The sequence below is a fragment of the Trichocoleus sp. FACHB-40 genome (genome assembly GCF_014695915.1).
GTDB lineage: Bacteria > Cyanobacteriota > Cyanobacteriia > Cyanobacteriales > FACHB-T130 > Funiculus > Funiculus sociatus.
Genome location: NZ_JACJPF010000087.1, coordinates 59,502 through 75,766 on the forward strand (window position 1 = coordinate 59,502; position 16,265 = coordinate 75,766).

Here is a 16,265-nt window from a genome sequence, read left to right on the forward strand (position 1 = left end):
CAGCCGACTCAATAGCAAGTAAACTCCTCTAGCAGGTAATCTCCTAAAAGGGGTTTAATCTTGAAAATAGTTGAATTTTTATCTTATCTTCGTAGCTTAGATATTCAGGTTTTTGTCGATGAAGAACGCCTGCGCTGTAATGCCCCTGAAGGAAGCCTCACAGCAGAATTGCGTGCAGAGATTGCGGAACGCAAAGCTGAAATTCTCTCCTTTCTAAGGACAGCTAACGTTACCACAAACGCAACTCCTATAAGTCTTACACCCATTTCACGGGACAGAAATCTCTCCCTATCCTTTGCACAACAGCGGCTGTGGTTTCTGGATCAATTAGTACCCAATAATGCTTTCTATAATGTTCCGGCAGCTGTGCGTCTGGTCGGTTCGCTAAATTTAGCGGCGTTGGAGGAGGCTTTTAACGAAATTGTGCGCCGTCACGAAGCTTTACGCACCACGTTTGTAACCGTGGAAGGGCAACCCGTACAAGCGATCGCATCCACTTTAACTGTACCTCTACCAGTAATAGATTTGCGTTCGCGAAGCGTCTCTGTTGGCGAAGCCGCCCTGAAAGGGCTAGGAGAATCGCAAAGCCTCTCCAAAGGAGAATTAGAAACCGAAGCGCGACGCATCACGACCCAAGAAGCTCAACGCCCTTTCGATTTGTCCAAAGACCCTTTTCTACGAGTAACGCTACTGCGGTTGGATGAGTCAGAATATGTGCTACTGCTGGTGCTGCACCACATTGTCTCCGATGGCTGGTCTATGGGGGTACTAATTCGCGAGTTAGCGGCACTCTACACAGCCTTTGCTTCTTGTAAAGACGATAAATTTTCCGTCTCTACACCTTTACCAGAACTACCCATCCAGTATGCAGACTTTGCCCACTGGCAACGGGAGTGGCTGCAAGGAGAAGTATTGGAAACACAACTTGCTTACTGGCGGCAGCAGTTGGACGGCATTTCTATCCTAAATTTGCCTACTGACAGACCTCGACCAGCAGTTCAAAGCTATCGGGGTGCAACGCAACTTTTGCAACTACCGAAAAGCCTAAGTAAGGCCTTAGAAGCCTTAAGCCAGCAAGAAGGCGTAACTTTATTTATGACTTTACTTGCAGCATTTCAAACGTTGCTGTATCGCTACACCCAGCAAGAAGATATTGCCGTAGGTTCGCCAATTGCCAATCGCAACCGTAGTGAAATTGAAGGATTAATTGGTTTTTTTGTCAACAGTTTGGTGTTGCGTACCAACTTTGATGGAAACCCAACCTTTCGCTCACTTTTGAGTCAAGTGCGAGAAGTATCTCTGGGAGCGTATGCCCATCAAGATTTGCCTTTTGAAAAGTTGGTGGAGGAACTGCATCCAGAGCGCAACTTGAATCAAAATCCCCTGTTCCAGGTAGTGTTCGCATTACAGAATGCGCCAATGTCGGCGCTAGAACTACCAGATTTAACACTAAGCCCGTTGCAATTTGTCGATACAGAAACAACTCGGTTTAATTTAGAATTCCACCTGTGGGAGCAAAAGGAAAATAATGGGTTAGGGGTAGATAGTTCAGAAGGAATTAGCGGATTTGTCGTATATAGTACCGATTTATTTGATGCAGTTACGATTAACCGGATGCTGGGGCATTTCCAAATATTGCTAGAGGGCATTGTTGCAAATCCAGAGCAACGAGTTTCCGAATTACCGATATTAAATGAAGCTGAACTCCACCAACTGTTGGTGGAGTGGAATAATACTCAGGTCAATTATCCCAAAGACTTGTTTATCCATCAGCTATTTGAAGCTCAGGTAGAGCAGAACAAAGATGCGGTCGCGCTGGTATTTGAAGACAAACACCTCACCTATGAACAGTTAAATAACCGCAGCAACAAACTTGCGCGTTATCTACAAAAGTTGGGTGTTGGTGCGGAAATTCTAGTAGGACTTTGCGTAGAGCGATCGCTTGATATGATAATCGGGATGTTAGCCATCCTGAAAGCAGGCGGAGCCTACCTACCTTTAGATCCCAGCTACCCCTCTGAGCGTTTGAGTTTTATGCTTCAAGATGCTCAAGTACCAGTTATATTAACTCATGAACAGTATATCGAACGCCTTGTAAAAGATAGCTCACAAATAATATGTTTAGACAAGGATTGGGAAACTATTTCCCAACAAAGCGAAAATAATCCTAGCAGCAACGTTACCTCAGACAACCTTGCTTATGTCATCTATACCTCTGGCACTACAGGAAAGCCGAAAGGGGTTAAAATTGAACATCGTAACTTATTAAATCTCATCTTTTGGCATCAAAAAGCGTTTGCAGTTTCCCCGCTTGACCGCGTAACACAGGTTGGAGGAGTTGCTTTTGATGCTTGTGCGTGGGAAGTCTTACCTTATTTGAGTGCAGGATGTAGCATCTATTTGATTGATGATGAAATAAGAATAGCGCCTGAAAAACTGAGAGACTTCTTAACATCGAAATCAATAACAATTAGCTTTTTACCTACACCTTTAGCTGAGAAAATTTTGTTATTAGATTGGTTTAATAACGCATCTTTACGAATATTACTGACAGGGGGAGACAAACTACATCAGTATCCTTTGGCTGAGTACCCTTTTCAGCTAGTTAATAATTATGGCCCCACAGAGAATACAGTTGTGACAACATCCGGTATTGTTCCTGTCACAGAGAAAGAAGCTCCCACCAACAGACCTTATAAAGGGGAGCCAGAAGGGATCGCAAATGTAGCAGCATCAGGAAATGCGATCGCGCCTACAATTGGTCGTCCTATTGCCAACACTCAAGTTTATGTTCTAGATAGATATTTACAACCTGTACCCATCGGCGTTGCTGGTGAATTGCACATTGGTGGTGATGGACTAGCGCGAGGTTATTTAAACCGTCCCGATTTAACTGCTGAAAAATTCATTTCTAATCCTTTTAGCAACCAACTAGAAGCACGTCTTTATAAAACAGGCGATTTAGTTCGTTATCAACCAGATGGTAATATCGAATTTTTAGGTCGCCTCGACGAACAGGTGAAAATTCGCGGCTTCCGCATAGAGTTGGGAGAAATTGAAGCGGTATTGAGTCAGCATCCAGCAGTGCTGCAAAATGTTGTAATAACTCGTGAAGATTTACCAGGGGAAAAGCGTTTAGTAGCTTATGTAGCGCTAAATGCTGAATACAGCGAACAGAAGCAGGTGGAAATCCAATTGCAAAATGAGCAGGTTTCGCAATGGCAGATGCTCTACAACGAAAATTATAATCAACCTGCTGCTGGTTCAGATCCAACATTCAATATTGTCGGTTGGAATAGCAGTTATACTAATCAACCGATTCCAGCAGAACAGATGCGTGAATGGGTAGATAACCAAGTCGCGCATATTCTGGATTTGCAACCAAGTCGAGTGTTAGAAATTGGGTGCGGAACAGGTTTATTGTTGTTTAGAATTGCGCCTCACTGCAATAAATATTGTGGGACAGACTTTTCCTCGGCTTCACTAAACTACATCCAGCAGCAATTGGCACAATTACCTCAAGTAACATTGCTTCAGAAGTTAGCGACTGACTTTGAGGGAGTGGAGTCAGAAGCCTTTGATATGGTGATTCTGAACTCGGTTGTGCAATATTTTCCCAGTATTGATTATCTGGTGCGCGTACTGGAGGGTGCAATAAATGCGATCGCTCCCGGTGGCTTCATCTTCATCGGCGATGTGCGTAGCCTCCCTCTGCTGCAAGCTTTCCACGCCTCAGTACAGCTTTATCAAGGCGAACCTTCTCTCACCCGCGAACAGTTGCAGCAACGGGTAGAAATGCAAATTTTCCAAGAAACTGAGTTAGTAATTGATCCAGCTTTCTTCACTGCATTAAAACAGCGATTTCCCCAGATTAGCGACGTACAAATTCAACTAATACGGGGTCGTTCTCACAATGAATTAACGCAGTTTCGTTATAACGCGATTCTGCATATTGGCGCTAAAATACGTTCTGCAAGAACCCCCCTCATTCCCCCCGCTTCGAGGGGAAGTAAGAATACTTCGGCTCCCTCCCTGTTGCGGGGAGAGCTGGGGAGGGGTTCCTCACTAGACTGGCACGAAAATAACTTAACCGTCTCCGCTGTACATCAGCTATTAGTTGATAACCAACCAGAACTCTTAAGCATTACCAACGTGCCTAATGCGCGGGTAATAGCAGCAGTTAAAACAGCAGAATGGCTATCAGGCACAGCAGAATTTAAGACTGCGGGACAGATGCGCGAAGCATTGCAAAAACTCCAAGATTTAGGAGTTGATCCAGAGGATTTTTATAATTTAAACGTCCCTTACAACGTTGAAATTAGCTGGGCAAATCCTGGTACTGACGGACACTACGATGTAGTGTTTGTAAGGAAAGAAATAGGCAAGAAAACTACTTTGCCACTCAGCGCTAAATTGCGATTGCTACAATCTTATGCGAATAATCCCCTACAAGCAAAAGCAGCCCGCAAGTTAATCCCTCAATTGCAGACTTATCTAACCCAAAAGCTACCTGAGTATATGGTGCCATCGGCTTTTGTAGTGCTGGAATCTCTACCGCTTACACCTAATGGCAAAGTCGATCGCCGTGCTTTACCTGCACCCGAACCAGTCAAACTAGAGTTGGCAGGAAGTTATGTTGCACCTCAAACTCCGGTTGAGGAAGGGTTAGTGAAAATTTTTGCTGAGGTTTTGGGAGTTAAACGGGTAGGTATTCACGATAATTTCTTTGAATTAGGAGGACATTCATTACTAGCGACTCAGCTTGTTTCTAGAGTGCGCGACGCATTCGGGGTGGAGTTACCTTTGCGTAGTGTCTTTGAGGCACCGACCATTGCAGAATTATCAAAAGCGATCGCTAGTTTTCAGCAGACCACTACTCAAAGCAAAGCCCCAGCCTTAGTGCCAATTTCTCGTGAAAATCGTCGCATGAAGCTATCTTCTCTCAATAAAGAAAACCAACAACCGTAAACCAGATGAAAGCCAACGACCAATTTCCAGAAAATTTCATCTGGGGCGCGGCTACCTCCGCCTATCAGATAGAGGGCGCGGTAACAGAAGGCGATCGCAAGCCCAGCGTCTGGGATACCTTCAGTGCTACCCCCGGACGGGTTGAGAATGGCGATACGGGTGCTGTTGCTTGCGACCATTACCACCGCTACGAAACAGACATAGAACTGATGGCAAAACTGGGTATCAAGCACTATCGCTTCAGTATCGCTTGGCCCCGAATTATTCCTGATGGTCGGGGAAACGTGAATGAGAAGGGAATCGATTTCTACAAGCGCCTAGTTGATTGCTTGCACAAACACGGTATTACACCCCACGCCACCTTGTTTCATTGGGATAGTCCTCAAGCCCTAGAGGACTTGTACGGTTCTTGGCGCAGCCGGGAGATGGCTTCAGATTTTGCTGACTATGTTACTGCTGTTGTCAGTCGGTTGGGCGATCGCATCACCAACTGGATGACCATCAACGAAATCCCCTGCTTCACTGATTTTGCCTACGATGTGGATAAAGACCCACCCTTTGCCCCCGGCACTCGCGTCAAAACTCGCAAAGAAGTGTGGCAAACTTCTCACCATGCCCTCCTCGCTCATGGAATGGGCTGTCAAGCTATCCGTGCTGCCTCGCCCGTTCCCTGTTCCGTAGCACTTGTAGACAATATTTCTGTCACCGTTCCCCTCACCGAATCAGCGGCTGATATAACAGCGGCTCAGCAAGCTTTCCATACTTCTTGGCTCAATGGTGGGATTATTTTTCCAGCGCTGACGGGTGCCTATAGTCCAGCAATGCTTGAGAAGTTGGGAGCCGATGCCCCAGATATTCAGTCGGGCGATTTGGAAATCATTCACCAGCCCCTCGATGCACTCGGTATCAATATTTACACTGGCACTTATGTTCGGGCGGCTGACAATAAAGACGGTTACGAGTTTCTTGACTTCCCCAAAAGCTACCCGCGAATGAATATGCCTTGGTTGCATATCGTTCCTGAGAGCATCTATTGGGGTATTCGCCATGTTAGTGACACGCTTGAGCGACAAGATTTGGCCGTATTCATTACCGAAAATGGTTGCGCTGCCGAAGACGAACTAAACGCTCAAGGTGAGGTAATTGATACAGACCGCATTATGTATTTACGCCAGTATTTGAAGGCGGCTCATCGAGCCATCCGTGAAGGCTATCCCCTGAAAGGTTACTTCCTTTGGAGTTTCATGGATAACTTTGAGTGGCCTTACGGTTATAGTCGCCGTTTTGGAATTACTTATATCGATTACAAAACACAACAACGCATTCCCAAAGCCAGCTTCAATTGGTATGCAGAGTGCATTCGTCAGAATCGGGTGGTTTGAGATGAAATCATGCGATCGCGCCTTAATCATACTGGTGCAAGTGGTGCAGTTACGCGATCACACAACTATCCAAAGTTGTTGAAAGCTTGAAAGACAGCAATGCTAAAAGTAAAGCCCCAGCCTTAATCCCGATTTCTTATGAGAGTCGGCGCATGAAACTATCCTCCCTTAACAAAGAAAGCAAAGAGATATGACCGGGAGGTAAAATCTATTAGCAATAATGGATCGCCCCCACAATTTGGACAAGGAGCGATCCTTTGGCTATAAGGTAGCTGATGCTGATTTCTCAGTAGGGCTACTTTATTGAAGGTGACAAGTCTAAATCACATCCTTGACCTTTCCAATTAAAGAGTCCGAGAACTGGCCCCAGTACATCCGCAGGTCTCCGTAGCGTTCACGAGGATTTTCGTCCATTGATTCCGCCTTGCCGTATGCAATTATCAGAAGGGTCAAAGCCTCGATTGTCCTTTTTGCAGCTCGAACAGCCTCATCGCCGGATACGCCTCCTGGTGTGCGTTGAGCGATAGACCGGATCGGTTCCCACATTTCCCGATAGAACCGATGCCGAGTGTTGAGTCGGATAATAACCTGACCGTTTAGATGTTGGATGTCGATGAACGTGTGACCAGGGAAATCTACTGACTCAATCACAAAGGGGAGATCCTTAATCGACTCTAGATATTCCTCCTGCGCCTTCTTGTCATTCCCAATTACATCTTTAGCTAAGTCAAGTTTTACACGCTCCTGCTCTACCCGATCGTCCGGCCCCTTAGCGCGGCTTTTGGGAAGGGTACGATTTGCCTTTTTGCTAGCCTTAACAAGGGGAGTGTGTTCACCCTGATGCGTTTGATTATCTCTTGCTGCCTCGCCCCTTATGTCATCAAGCTTTGCACGAGCCTCAGCAACATACTTCTTGAGAAGATCAAACATTTTGGCTCGGAGTTCATCATGCGGTTCGACACCCCGCTTTACGTTCCGAACGCCAAAATAGTCGTCAAGCTCAGGCTTAAAGGCTACTTCAATACCCAGGAAGCGATCTTCTGTCTGCACACCTCGTGGGAATATCCTCGGTACATTCGTGTAGTTAATTTCGCGCTCAAGCCGCACAAAGCTGATACATCCTCCGTTATCTACTACTCGAAGCTTTTTAGCAAGTTCATCTCCGCCTGTACCTGGTTCCCGCGCCACCTCTTTTGGGTAAACTGTTACGGTGAGTTCTGCTATAGATCCTCCGATCTCGATCCGCTCCTTATTAGCAATAATTAGAGCGGGAAAGTGTGTTTTACGGCTCGATTGGTAATTATCTTGACTCTCTTGCTCGTTAGCTTTGCTAATACGAGAGTAGTATTTTGTGAGCTCTTTATCTGTCCAGGTTCCTTCCATAAGAAATAGTGGATCGTAAGGAAGGAGCTTTGTATCGTTGACGGAAATCTTAATGCCACCATGAAGGAAATAACGAAACATACGAGAAAGTTCTTTCTCAACTTCAACCCGCAGAGTCTTAGCGTCGGGCGCTCGCCGTCCCTCTTCAAGACGGTCAACCTTCGACCAGACGACCACAGTCCCGGAGTCATTAGGCAGCAATGAAACTAACTCATCAGGAACAAGTTCCTGGTTTGGCATCTCAATGCCTACCACTTCACCTTTCTCTTCCTGTTCAATAGCATCATCTAAATCAAAATAGACGTGCTGCCAAGGCTCCTCCTCTCGCGTCCGGCTCCACACATCAATTCGACGCCCGTAGTTCAGTGCCGCAAGCTTCGCACCCACACCGTACTTCCCAATGGTGTCCTTTTGCATATACCTGGTGGAGAACCCAACTTGCAAGTAGTACGGAAGTATCTCGGTGCCCATGCCACTTCCGTCATCAACAACAACAATCCGATGGATGTGCTTCTTGCCATGCTTATCCTGCGTCTCCTCTAGGCGTAGCAAAATGTTGTTTGCATCGGCTTCGAGACTGTTGTCAATCACCTCTCCTAATGCCGCCGCAAGACTATAGCCGGAGTCACGCAGAGACCTGAGAGCGTGACCACTGAGAATCACCGGAATCCGCTTTGTCGTTTTGGATGTATCCGTTGTCGTTATTGCCATTTCATTCTCCTTTGAGGATTTTTGGCGCACCTAAGCGTGCGTCTTGTTATCAAACTTCACGAATTAGCCTTCTAGCTGTTGCTGCCTAGCGATCTCCTAAAGCAGGCCGCAGTAGCATCAGTGTCCCTATCAAAAGCAGAATTAGCCCTGCCATCATGCCTCCTCTTGAGGGAAAAAGAAGCTCCGAGAAATCTCACGTATTTTCTGCCGTGCCCGGTCTACACTCCTGCGCGAAATTCCACATCGTGCAGCAGTCTCAGCAATACTCTCGCCAACGAGCATTCCATCAAAGCAGTTAATTAGCTCAGAACCATCCTGCGCCAAAGCCTCCCGAATCTTGTCCTCCATCTCACTTGCAATGCAGTTGGCTTCGGGTGTCTTTTCGTTGATACTGTCTAAGGCTTGTGCAGAGTAGGCTGTAAAATTCTTGAGAAAAACGACTCTGCGAGCATAAGTTCGGAGTATGCTGTGCTGTGCGTTACGCAAAACATCGTGAAAAAGAAATTCAACACTCCTTGACTGGCGACCCGAATTTAAAGCCAGGGAGATTGCGCGATCGGTAATTTCGTACTCTCTAGTCCCAGGGGCGAGGCGTTGCAGGCGCAAGTAGAGTTGTCTCAACAACGCGCCAGCGGACATCGGATGAAGATATGGTATCCATTTTTGCTCCTTTTCGGTACTCTGCCGCCCCTATACCGGGTGCAGCTTTGTCCTGTTACACAATATACGGCACCACAATTCTGGCTCATGCGCCAAGTGGAAGTGTCAAAAATGAAAATGAATTCATATAGAAAGGCTACTTTGGTACATGATGGGCTAGTAAGAGTAAGATGCACCTAAAAGAAATAGCTCAATATCGAAATAAGCGCGATCACACTATTGAATGAAACGCATCTACACTGATTCTGAGAGAGCAGCAAGCTATGACTCAAGCCTTACCCACAAAAATCGCCTTTGAAGACTTTCTAGAGTGGAAACCGGAAACGGGACGCTATGAACTACATGATGGGGTGATTATTGAAATGCAGCCAACCGGGGAACATGAAGAAGTCAAAGGTTTTTTGGCAACACAAGTGACTGTGGAGTTTGACCGATTAAATCTTCCCTACTTCATACCCAATCAAGCGCTAGTCAAGCCCCTAGAGAAAGAATCAGGTTATTTACCAGATGTGCTGATATTAAATCGGGTTAATCTAGCGGCGGAACCGTTATGGAAAAAATCTTCAACTGTTACTCAAGGTGCATCAATCCCCTTAGTAATTGAAGTTGTCAGTACCAATTGGCGGGATGATTATCTGCTTAAAGTTGCGGATTATGAAGAAATTGGTGTTCCGGAATACTGGATTATTGATTACCTGGGATTAGGCGGTAGGCGATTTATTGGCAACCCTAAGCAACCTACTATTTCGGTTTACTCAATGGTTGAGGGTGAGTACCAAGTGAGCCAATTTAGGGGTAGCGATCGCATTGAGTCGCCAGCGTTTCCAGAGTTAAATTTGACTGCTGAACAGATTTTTAGGGTTGGGCCGGTTCCCGAATAGTAAGAGTACCAAATTTAAAGCAGCAAATGTTTTTATCTTTTCAGCTTCTTTATAGTCAGCAGATGAACCCCTACGACTAGCAACCGAAGAGCGATCGCGTCCTTTTGATTTATATTTCGTTTCCATCCCAGTTGGAGTCTGACTCAATTTTTTCACCGGGGAAAAACGAAGAGTCTAATACCTGCTCTAAACTGTAAACACACTCTTGGGGAAAATCTTTGTAATTCAAAGAGGTTTCGCGAACAGCCAGGTCTACTCCATCCTGATAAGCTTTCTTCAACGCTTCAGGTAAGTAAGGTTTCAAGCTGGGACTTTCCTCAAGTAAATCCGCAATTCGGCGACGCTGTTCTCGAATTGTGGCAAACCAGCTTTTAGAACGATGACCAGACTGAAACTCCCACTTAAGCAGATGTCCTAGTAAAATCCCCAAACGGTTCCTTAACTCCTGTCGTTGTTGTTTTCCCAACGATTCGATCTCCTCAACCAAATTTGAGATATCTAAGCAGTCCCACGCACCATCTTTGAGAAATTTAGCTTGTTCAATCGTCCAGGCATAAAAGTCTGTCTCGTATTGTCCAGAAGTTGTAGACATTTCCGTTTGTATTTTAGTCATAGCGATCGCAACCAACTATAAATTTACTTGCTCTCAAATTTGCGGCAATCCAAGCAGCTTAGGAACCCGTATCTTTCCGAAAATTCACTTATGACGGCTGAGGAAGAAGTCAATATCTCTGAGGAAACAGAAGTTTTTGTATTTCCGGCATCGTTTGCCTAGCAACGATTGTGGTTTCTCGACCAGATGTTCCCAGCCAATACCTTTTACAGTGTAGCGACTGCACTTCTTCTAACGGTTTCGCTCAACATAGAGGCGCTGGAGGAGACTTTCAACGAAATTGCGCGATCGCTACGAAACCTTACGCACCACTTTTGTCATAGTGGAGGGGGATCTCCTCCAGATAATCGCTCCCAGCTTAACCATACCCCTGTCAGTAATAGATTTGCGGCATCTACCGGCAACCGAACGGGAAGCTGAAACTCGACATCCCAAAAACTGCTTTTAGGTTGGATTCTGGCTTTCATCCCCATAGCTAAGCCAAAGCGTATCAAAAAAAGCCTGCGACTTTTCCATCTCCTGGGGTAACACCTGCATCTCCACCACCGCCTCTACTCTGCCCCCTTGTTGCGGTAGTGAAAGAGGCTGAGATTCCCGCACCAGCTTATGGAAGCGATGAACTTCATCAAACCGTTTTGAATTGGCACACCCACAAAAATATCGGCTTCTTTACAAAACCAACCCAAAGTTTTTTTAAGATTTAGGGTAGCGATTGCTATTCTGCATCTATCGCGGGGAATAATAGTATTAAGTAGATGACGCTATGTTTTTCTTTAGGCAATGAGGAAGCAGTTTTAGCAGCAGCGATGAAACTTCGAGAAGCTAGGTCACTAAGGCTTGTGGATATGGACATGACGATTGGATCATAGTGGTTGATAATTCAACCGTTGCAGGATCAGTGAAGGTTTTACTTCATTCTTTGCCCACTGCTTAAAGCAACTCGGTCACAGTTTTATCTAAAAGTTCAGGAGATTCTATCAGCTTGTAGTGGGGAAATTACTGAACTATGGAACACCTTGTTAAGCAGTAATTACACGGAAGGTTTTGGGAGCAACGAACCAGCTTCCTGAAATACTTTGCTCTTGAAAACTAGATTTTACTTTAACTCTAACGCCCTCAATTGGAGCAGAACATGATTCAAACTACAGATACAGCTAAGTTTACGACGACTGACCTAAATCGCTTTGCTGAAGAACTCAATCGAGATGGGATTTGTGTGATTCGGGGTTTATTCGATAGAAGATTGGTCGAAGAGTGGGCAGATGCTTTTAATGAATTGTTCCAAAAGCGCCAAAACCAACCGGGAGGTCTGGCACCTCGCGAAAAATCCCGTTACTATCTAACTTTCCCTTGGGTTTCTCCTTTTGCCAATGTGGATGTATTTGCGAATCCGGTAATTTTGGGGATTCTTGATCGGGTATTTTACCAAGAGTATAAATTGGTTCAGTTGGCGGCTGATATTCCTCTCCAGGGTTCAGATTACCAGGAAATTCACCGAGACTTTCGCCCACTTTTCTCAGATCAGATAGTAACGCCACTCTACGCGCTGGCGGTTAACTTTCCACTGGTAGAAGTGACGGCGGACAATGGGCCGTTTCAAATGGCGCGGGGTACTCATGTCATGCCGCGTGAGGAAGGATTAGTAAAGATCGCTGCTGGGGAAATTCCCATAGAGTCTTTCTATATGCAGCCGGGTGATGTGATGATTCGCTCGCCGTTGGCGCTGCATCGAGGCTCCCCAAACCGGACAAACACACCAAGACCAATGGTTGTGATGGGCTATGTAATGCATTGGTTGCACACCACGAAAGTAGACTTGACTGTGCAACGGGACTATTATGAAAGTCTACCAGAGCAAGTAAGGGAATTACTGCGTTGCCAAGTGGTAGAGCAGTTGCCAGAGAACAAAGTTGAAACCTACGTGAATTTCAAGTATTAGGACGCTAATGTCTCAATTTGAGCCGACACCTGAAGAATTTCCTAGCAAACGCACCTACACAAATCCGGTGTACAACGGCTATTTTGCCGATCCGTTTGTTTGGGAACACGAGGGAGTATATTACGCAATCGGCACGGGTGCAGCAGAAGCTGAGGGAGAGGTGGACGAAATCGGCAAACAGCGCGTCTTTCCCCTCCTGCGCTCTGAGGACTTTGTAAGCTGGGAGTTTGCGGGTAATGCACTGCTGCGCCCAGACGCTGCTCTCGGAGATAACTTTTGGGCACCGGAAGTTGCTTATTGCGATCGCAAGTTCTATCTCTACTACTCTGTAGGACACGAAGACAAGCGGCATCAGTTACGGGTTGCAACGAGCGATCGCCCCTTGGGGCCTTATCAAGACATCGGTGAACCCCTCATAGACCCTGAATCATGCCCTTTCGCCATCGATCCTCATGCCTTTCGGGATGACGATGGTCAGTGGTATCTGTTCTACGCCCGCGATTTCTTGGATACAGAAGGAGGGGTAAGGGCTGGAACGGCGCTGATGGTAGACAGATTGATAGGAATGACAAAACTAGCTGGAGAGGGGAAAGTTGTTTTACGCGCCCGCTCTGACTGGCAGCGGTTTTTGGCAAACCGTTTGATGTATGGCGATCGCTATGATTGGCATACCTTAGAAGGCCCTAGTGTCCGCAAACATGGCGATCGCTACTACTGCTTTTATAGCGGTGGGCGCTGGGAAACGGAAAACTACGGTGTCGATTATGGCGTTGCAGATAGCGTCATGGGTCCCTACTCGGATGCAGGAAATGAAGCAGGGCCCCGCGTATTGAAAACTGTTATCGAGCGGGTTCTCGGCCCCGGTCATAACTCGATCGTTATCGGGCCTGATGGTAAAACTGATTACATCGCTTACCATGCTTGGGACACGGGCAGGTCGGCGCGGCGAATGTGCTTAGATAAATTGATTTGGACGGCAGAGGGTCCGCGCTGCGAGGGTCCCACCTGGACATCGCAGACTGTATAACAGTTCTCGCTAGGTTGCAAAACACACTCGGAACCTCACCCCCAACCCCTCTCCGCAGGCGGAGAGGGGCAGTATTGAACCCCTCCTGAAGAGCGGGGAGGGGTGGGGTTAAACGGTACTGCATTCCAAGCAAGAATTGCTATCGATGCTATCTAAGCTATCTAAGAGTGCATAGCGATCGCGCTACCGAAACAAAACCGCAATTTAATCCACTTACGTTCGACTGCTTGCGGTAAGAAATACCTACCTAAGCCTGAGCGGATCGAGAAATGCCAGTGTTTCCCCACCAGATGCAGGAGGCACTGGCATCTTCACTACAATTTGCCCGTAGTCTGCGCTGTTGTTGCAGTCGCGACTTTAGTTATTGTCAAACCCAGCTCCTGGCTGATTTCGGTAGTTAGAAAGGTTTTATTTATACTTGCTATAAAAATTTCCTATATTTTTTTAGCGCCTCAATTGCCATACAGTGGTTCTACGCAACCTCTGATGCGTAGAATCACTGTTTCACTTCAGTCATGATTAAAACCTTTTTCAAATTCTTGGTTATCCAGAATGGGGAGCGGATATGGATACAAGCCTGATCGTTTCTAATATCCTGAATCCACCAATCCTATTCTTCTTTCTAGGTATGCTGGCAGTTTTTGTTAAATCGGATCTGGAAATTCCGGCTCCTTTCCCCAAGTTACTGTCACTTTATCTACTATTTTCCATTGGCTTTAAAGGAGGAGTGGAACTGGTCAAAAGCGGCTTGACCCAGGAGGTGATATTCACCATGCTGGCAGCCATGTTGATGGCGTGTGCCGTCCCGATCTATACGTTTTTTATCCTGAAGCTGAGGCTAGATACCTATGATGCAGCAGCGATCGCTGCGACTTATGGCTCCATCAGTGCCGTAACTTTCATCACGGCAGGAGCTTTTTTGACCGAGTTGGGGATTGATTATGATGGTTATATGGTTGCAGCCCTAGCGCTTATGGAATCTCCGGCTATCATCGTCGGGCTGATTCTGGTCAATCTATTCACACCCAGCCAGGGAGATCGGGACTTTTCCTGGCCCGAAGTGTTGCAAGAAGCCTTCCTGAATAGCTCCGTATTTCTGCTAGTTGGTAGCCTCATAATCGGAGTCCTAACTGGAGAACGCGGTTGGCACACTTTGGAACCCTTTACTCAGGGCTTGTTCTACGGTATCCTGACCTTCTTTTTGCTCGACATGGGGTTGGTTGCGGCTAGAAGGATTAAGGACTTGCAGAAAACGGGCGTTTTCCTGATTTCTTTTGCAATACTGATCCCAATCCTCAATGCAGGTATTAGTCTTTTCATTGCAAAATTTATCGGAATGCCCAAGGGAGACGCGCTCTTATTTGCGGTGCTTTGTGCGAGTGCTTCTTATATTGCTGTTCCCGCCGCTATGCGCTTAACGGTTCCTGAAGCGAATCCTAGCTTGTACGTTTCTACCGCGCTAGCTGTAACGTTTCCTTTCAACATCATTGTGGGAATTCCTTTATATCTGTACGGAATTGAGATGCTTTGGAGATAACATCATGCATTCAGTTAAACGAATAGAAATCATCGCAAATTCATTTGAACTTGGCAAAATTTTAGATGGCTTAAAAAAAGCCGGTGTAACGGGGCATCTAGTTATCCGAAATGTTGCCGGACAAGGACTCAGAGGCGGTTCTGAAGATTTGGATATGACTATGCTGGATAATGTCTACGTGGTTGCCTTTTGTTCCCCGGAAATACTTAAAGGTGCTGTGGAAATTATTCGACCAATCCTCAACAAGTTCGGAGGCAGCTGTTACATTTCTGATGCGCTGGAAATTCGCTCGACAAGATGCGTTGCGTCGCTGTAAGGTGGCTACTTTTGTTTTCTGGGAAATTTGGAAAGACTAAAAAACAAAATCTCCAGTCAAAGCTAGACTTTAAACTTTGAATAGTTCATTCTACAACTTTTACTTCTTCTTAATACCTATGAATCAGAACAATGGGTTAATAGGGCGGCGCAATTTCTTGAACTTAACAGGAAACGGCGGAATAGCACTGATGGCGGCTGTGGCGGGAAGTGCATTCTGGGGCGTGCAAGCAAACCGAGCGATCGCTGCCACCGTTGATCCTCCCAGCCCTGATGCCGCCCTAAAACGTTTGATGGAGGGCAATCAACGGTTTGTGCAACACAAGGCTAAGCATCCCGATCAATCAGAGGAACGTATTAAAGAACTTGCCCAAGCACAACACCCTTTTGCAACGCTGCTAACCTGCGCGGATTCGCGGGTGCCTGCGGAAATTTTGTTTGATGAAGGACTCGGTGACTTATTTGATATCCGGGTTGCTGGAAATATCGTGACTCCAGAGGTGCTTGGCAGTTTGGAATACGCTGTCGCTATCCTCAGCACTCCTGTGATTATGGTTTTAGGTCACGAACGCTGTGGTGCTGTCACCGCCGCAGTCCAGGGGGAACGTCTCCCAGGAAACATGAATTCTTTTGTTAAAGCCATCAAACCCGCGATCGCTAAGGCAAAAGATGAATCGGGCGATCCGGTTGATAATGCTGTAGTTGCAAATGTTCGGTATCAACTTGAGAAATTGAAGCAAAATTCAACGATCGTTTCGGAACGATTGCTGGATGACAAGCTCAAAATTGTCGGAGGTCGTTACGATCTTGATACTGGAAAAGTCACGTTGATTTAGGATTGCGTAAAAC

General features: G+C 46.2%; 12 protein-coding genes. 8 read left to right on the plus strand and 4 right to left on the minus strand.

Features of this window, described 5'->3' with window-relative positions; all coding sequences use genetic code 11:
- The first annotated feature begins 60 nt into the window (after positions 1-60).
- Together H6F63_RS19735 and H6F63_RS19740 are read left to right on the plus strand one after the other, a co-directional pair.
- Positions 61-4,968: a non-ribosomal peptide synthetase gene (locus H6F63_RS19735; RefSeq protein WP_190639188.1), complete on the plus strand. Its 4,908-nt coding sequence runs from the start codon at positions 61-63 to the stop codon at positions 4,966-4,968.
- 5 nt (positions 4,969-4,973) lie between these two features.
- Complete coding sequence (locus tag H6F63_RS19740) at positions 4,974-6,350, plus strand: GH1 family beta-glucosidase (RefSeq protein WP_190639189.1); 1,377 nt, start codon at positions 4,974-4,976, stop codon at positions 6,348-6,350.
- A gap of 318 nt (positions 6,351-6,668) precedes the next feature.
- Here H6F63_RS19740 and H6F63_RS19745 read toward each other — a convergent pair whose 3' ends face one another.
- Both H6F63_RS19745 and H6F63_RS19750 read right to left on the minus strand, forming a co-directional pair.
- Positions 6,669-8,444, minus strand: a complete 1,776-nt coding sequence (locus H6F63_RS19745; protein ID WP_190639190.1) for an ATP-binding protein — start codon at positions 8,442-8,444, stop codon at positions 6,669-6,671.
- 153 nt (positions 8,445-8,597) lie between these two features.
- Complete coding sequence (locus tag H6F63_RS19750; protein WP_190639191.1) at positions 8,598-9,083, minus strand: hypothetical protein; 486 nt, start codon at positions 9,081-9,083, stop codon at positions 8,598-8,600.
- Between the two features lie 284 nt (positions 9,084-9,367).
- Here H6F63_RS19750 and H6F63_RS19755 point away from each other — a divergent pair, with 284 nt between their 5' ends.
- The gene (locus H6F63_RS19755) at positions 9,368-9,985 is read left to right on the plus strand and encodes a Uma2 family endonuclease (RefSeq protein WP_190639192.1); all 618 of its coding nucleotides are present in this window, start codon (positions 9,368-9,370) and stop codon (positions 9,983-9,985) included.
- 109 nt (positions 9,986-10,094) lie between these two features.
- Here the strand turns inward: H6F63_RS19755 and H6F63_RS19760 are convergent, their stop codons facing one another.
- Together H6F63_RS19760 and H6F63_RS19765 are read right to left on the minus strand one after the other, a co-directional pair.
- Positions 10,095-10,577, minus strand: coding sequence for a DUF29 domain-containing protein (locus H6F63_RS19760; RefSeq protein WP_190639193.1), 483 nt, complete (start codon positions 10,575-10,577; stop codon positions 10,095-10,097).
- Between the two features lie 465 nt (positions 10,578-11,042).
- Complete coding sequence (locus tag H6F63_RS19765; RefSeq protein WP_190639194.1) at positions 11,043-11,198, minus strand: hypothetical protein; 156 nt, start codon at positions 11,196-11,198, stop codon at positions 11,043-11,045.
- Positions 11,199-11,730: 532 nt separating this feature from the next.
- Between H6F63_RS19765 and H6F63_RS19770 the strand changes: the two genes are divergently transcribed.
- The 5 genes from H6F63_RS19770 (at position 11,731) to H6F63_RS19790 (ending at position 16,252) form a co-directional block, all read left to right on the plus strand.
- Positions 11,731-12,537: a phytanoyl-CoA dioxygenase family protein gene (locus H6F63_RS19770; protein WP_190456332.1), complete on the plus strand. Its 807-nt coding sequence runs from the start codon at positions 11,731-11,733 to the stop codon at positions 12,535-12,537.
- Between the two features lie 7 nt (positions 12,538-12,544).
- Positions 12,545-13,564, plus strand: a complete 1,020-nt coding sequence (locus H6F63_RS19775) for a glycoside hydrolase family 43 protein (RefSeq protein ID WP_190639195.1) — start codon at positions 12,545-12,547, stop codon at positions 13,562-13,564.
- Between the two features lie 565 nt (positions 13,565-14,129).
- Positions 14,130-15,101, plus strand: a complete 972-nt coding sequence (locus H6F63_RS19780) for a sodium-dependent bicarbonate transport family permease (protein ID WP_190639196.1) — start codon at positions 14,130-14,132, stop codon at positions 15,099-15,101.
- 4 nt (positions 15,102-15,105) lie between these two features.
- Positions 15,106-15,417, plus strand: a complete 312-nt coding sequence (locus H6F63_RS19785; RefSeq protein ID WP_190639197.1) for a P-II family nitrogen regulator — start codon at positions 15,106-15,108, stop codon at positions 15,415-15,417.
- A 118-nt stretch (positions 15,418-15,535) separates the two neighbouring features.
- The gene (locus H6F63_RS19790) at positions 15,536-16,252 is read left to right on the plus strand and encodes a carbonic anhydrase (RefSeq protein WP_190639198.1); all 717 of its coding nucleotides are present in this window, start codon (positions 15,536-15,538) and stop codon (positions 16,250-16,252) included.
- Positions 16,253-16,265: the final 13 nt, after the last annotated feature.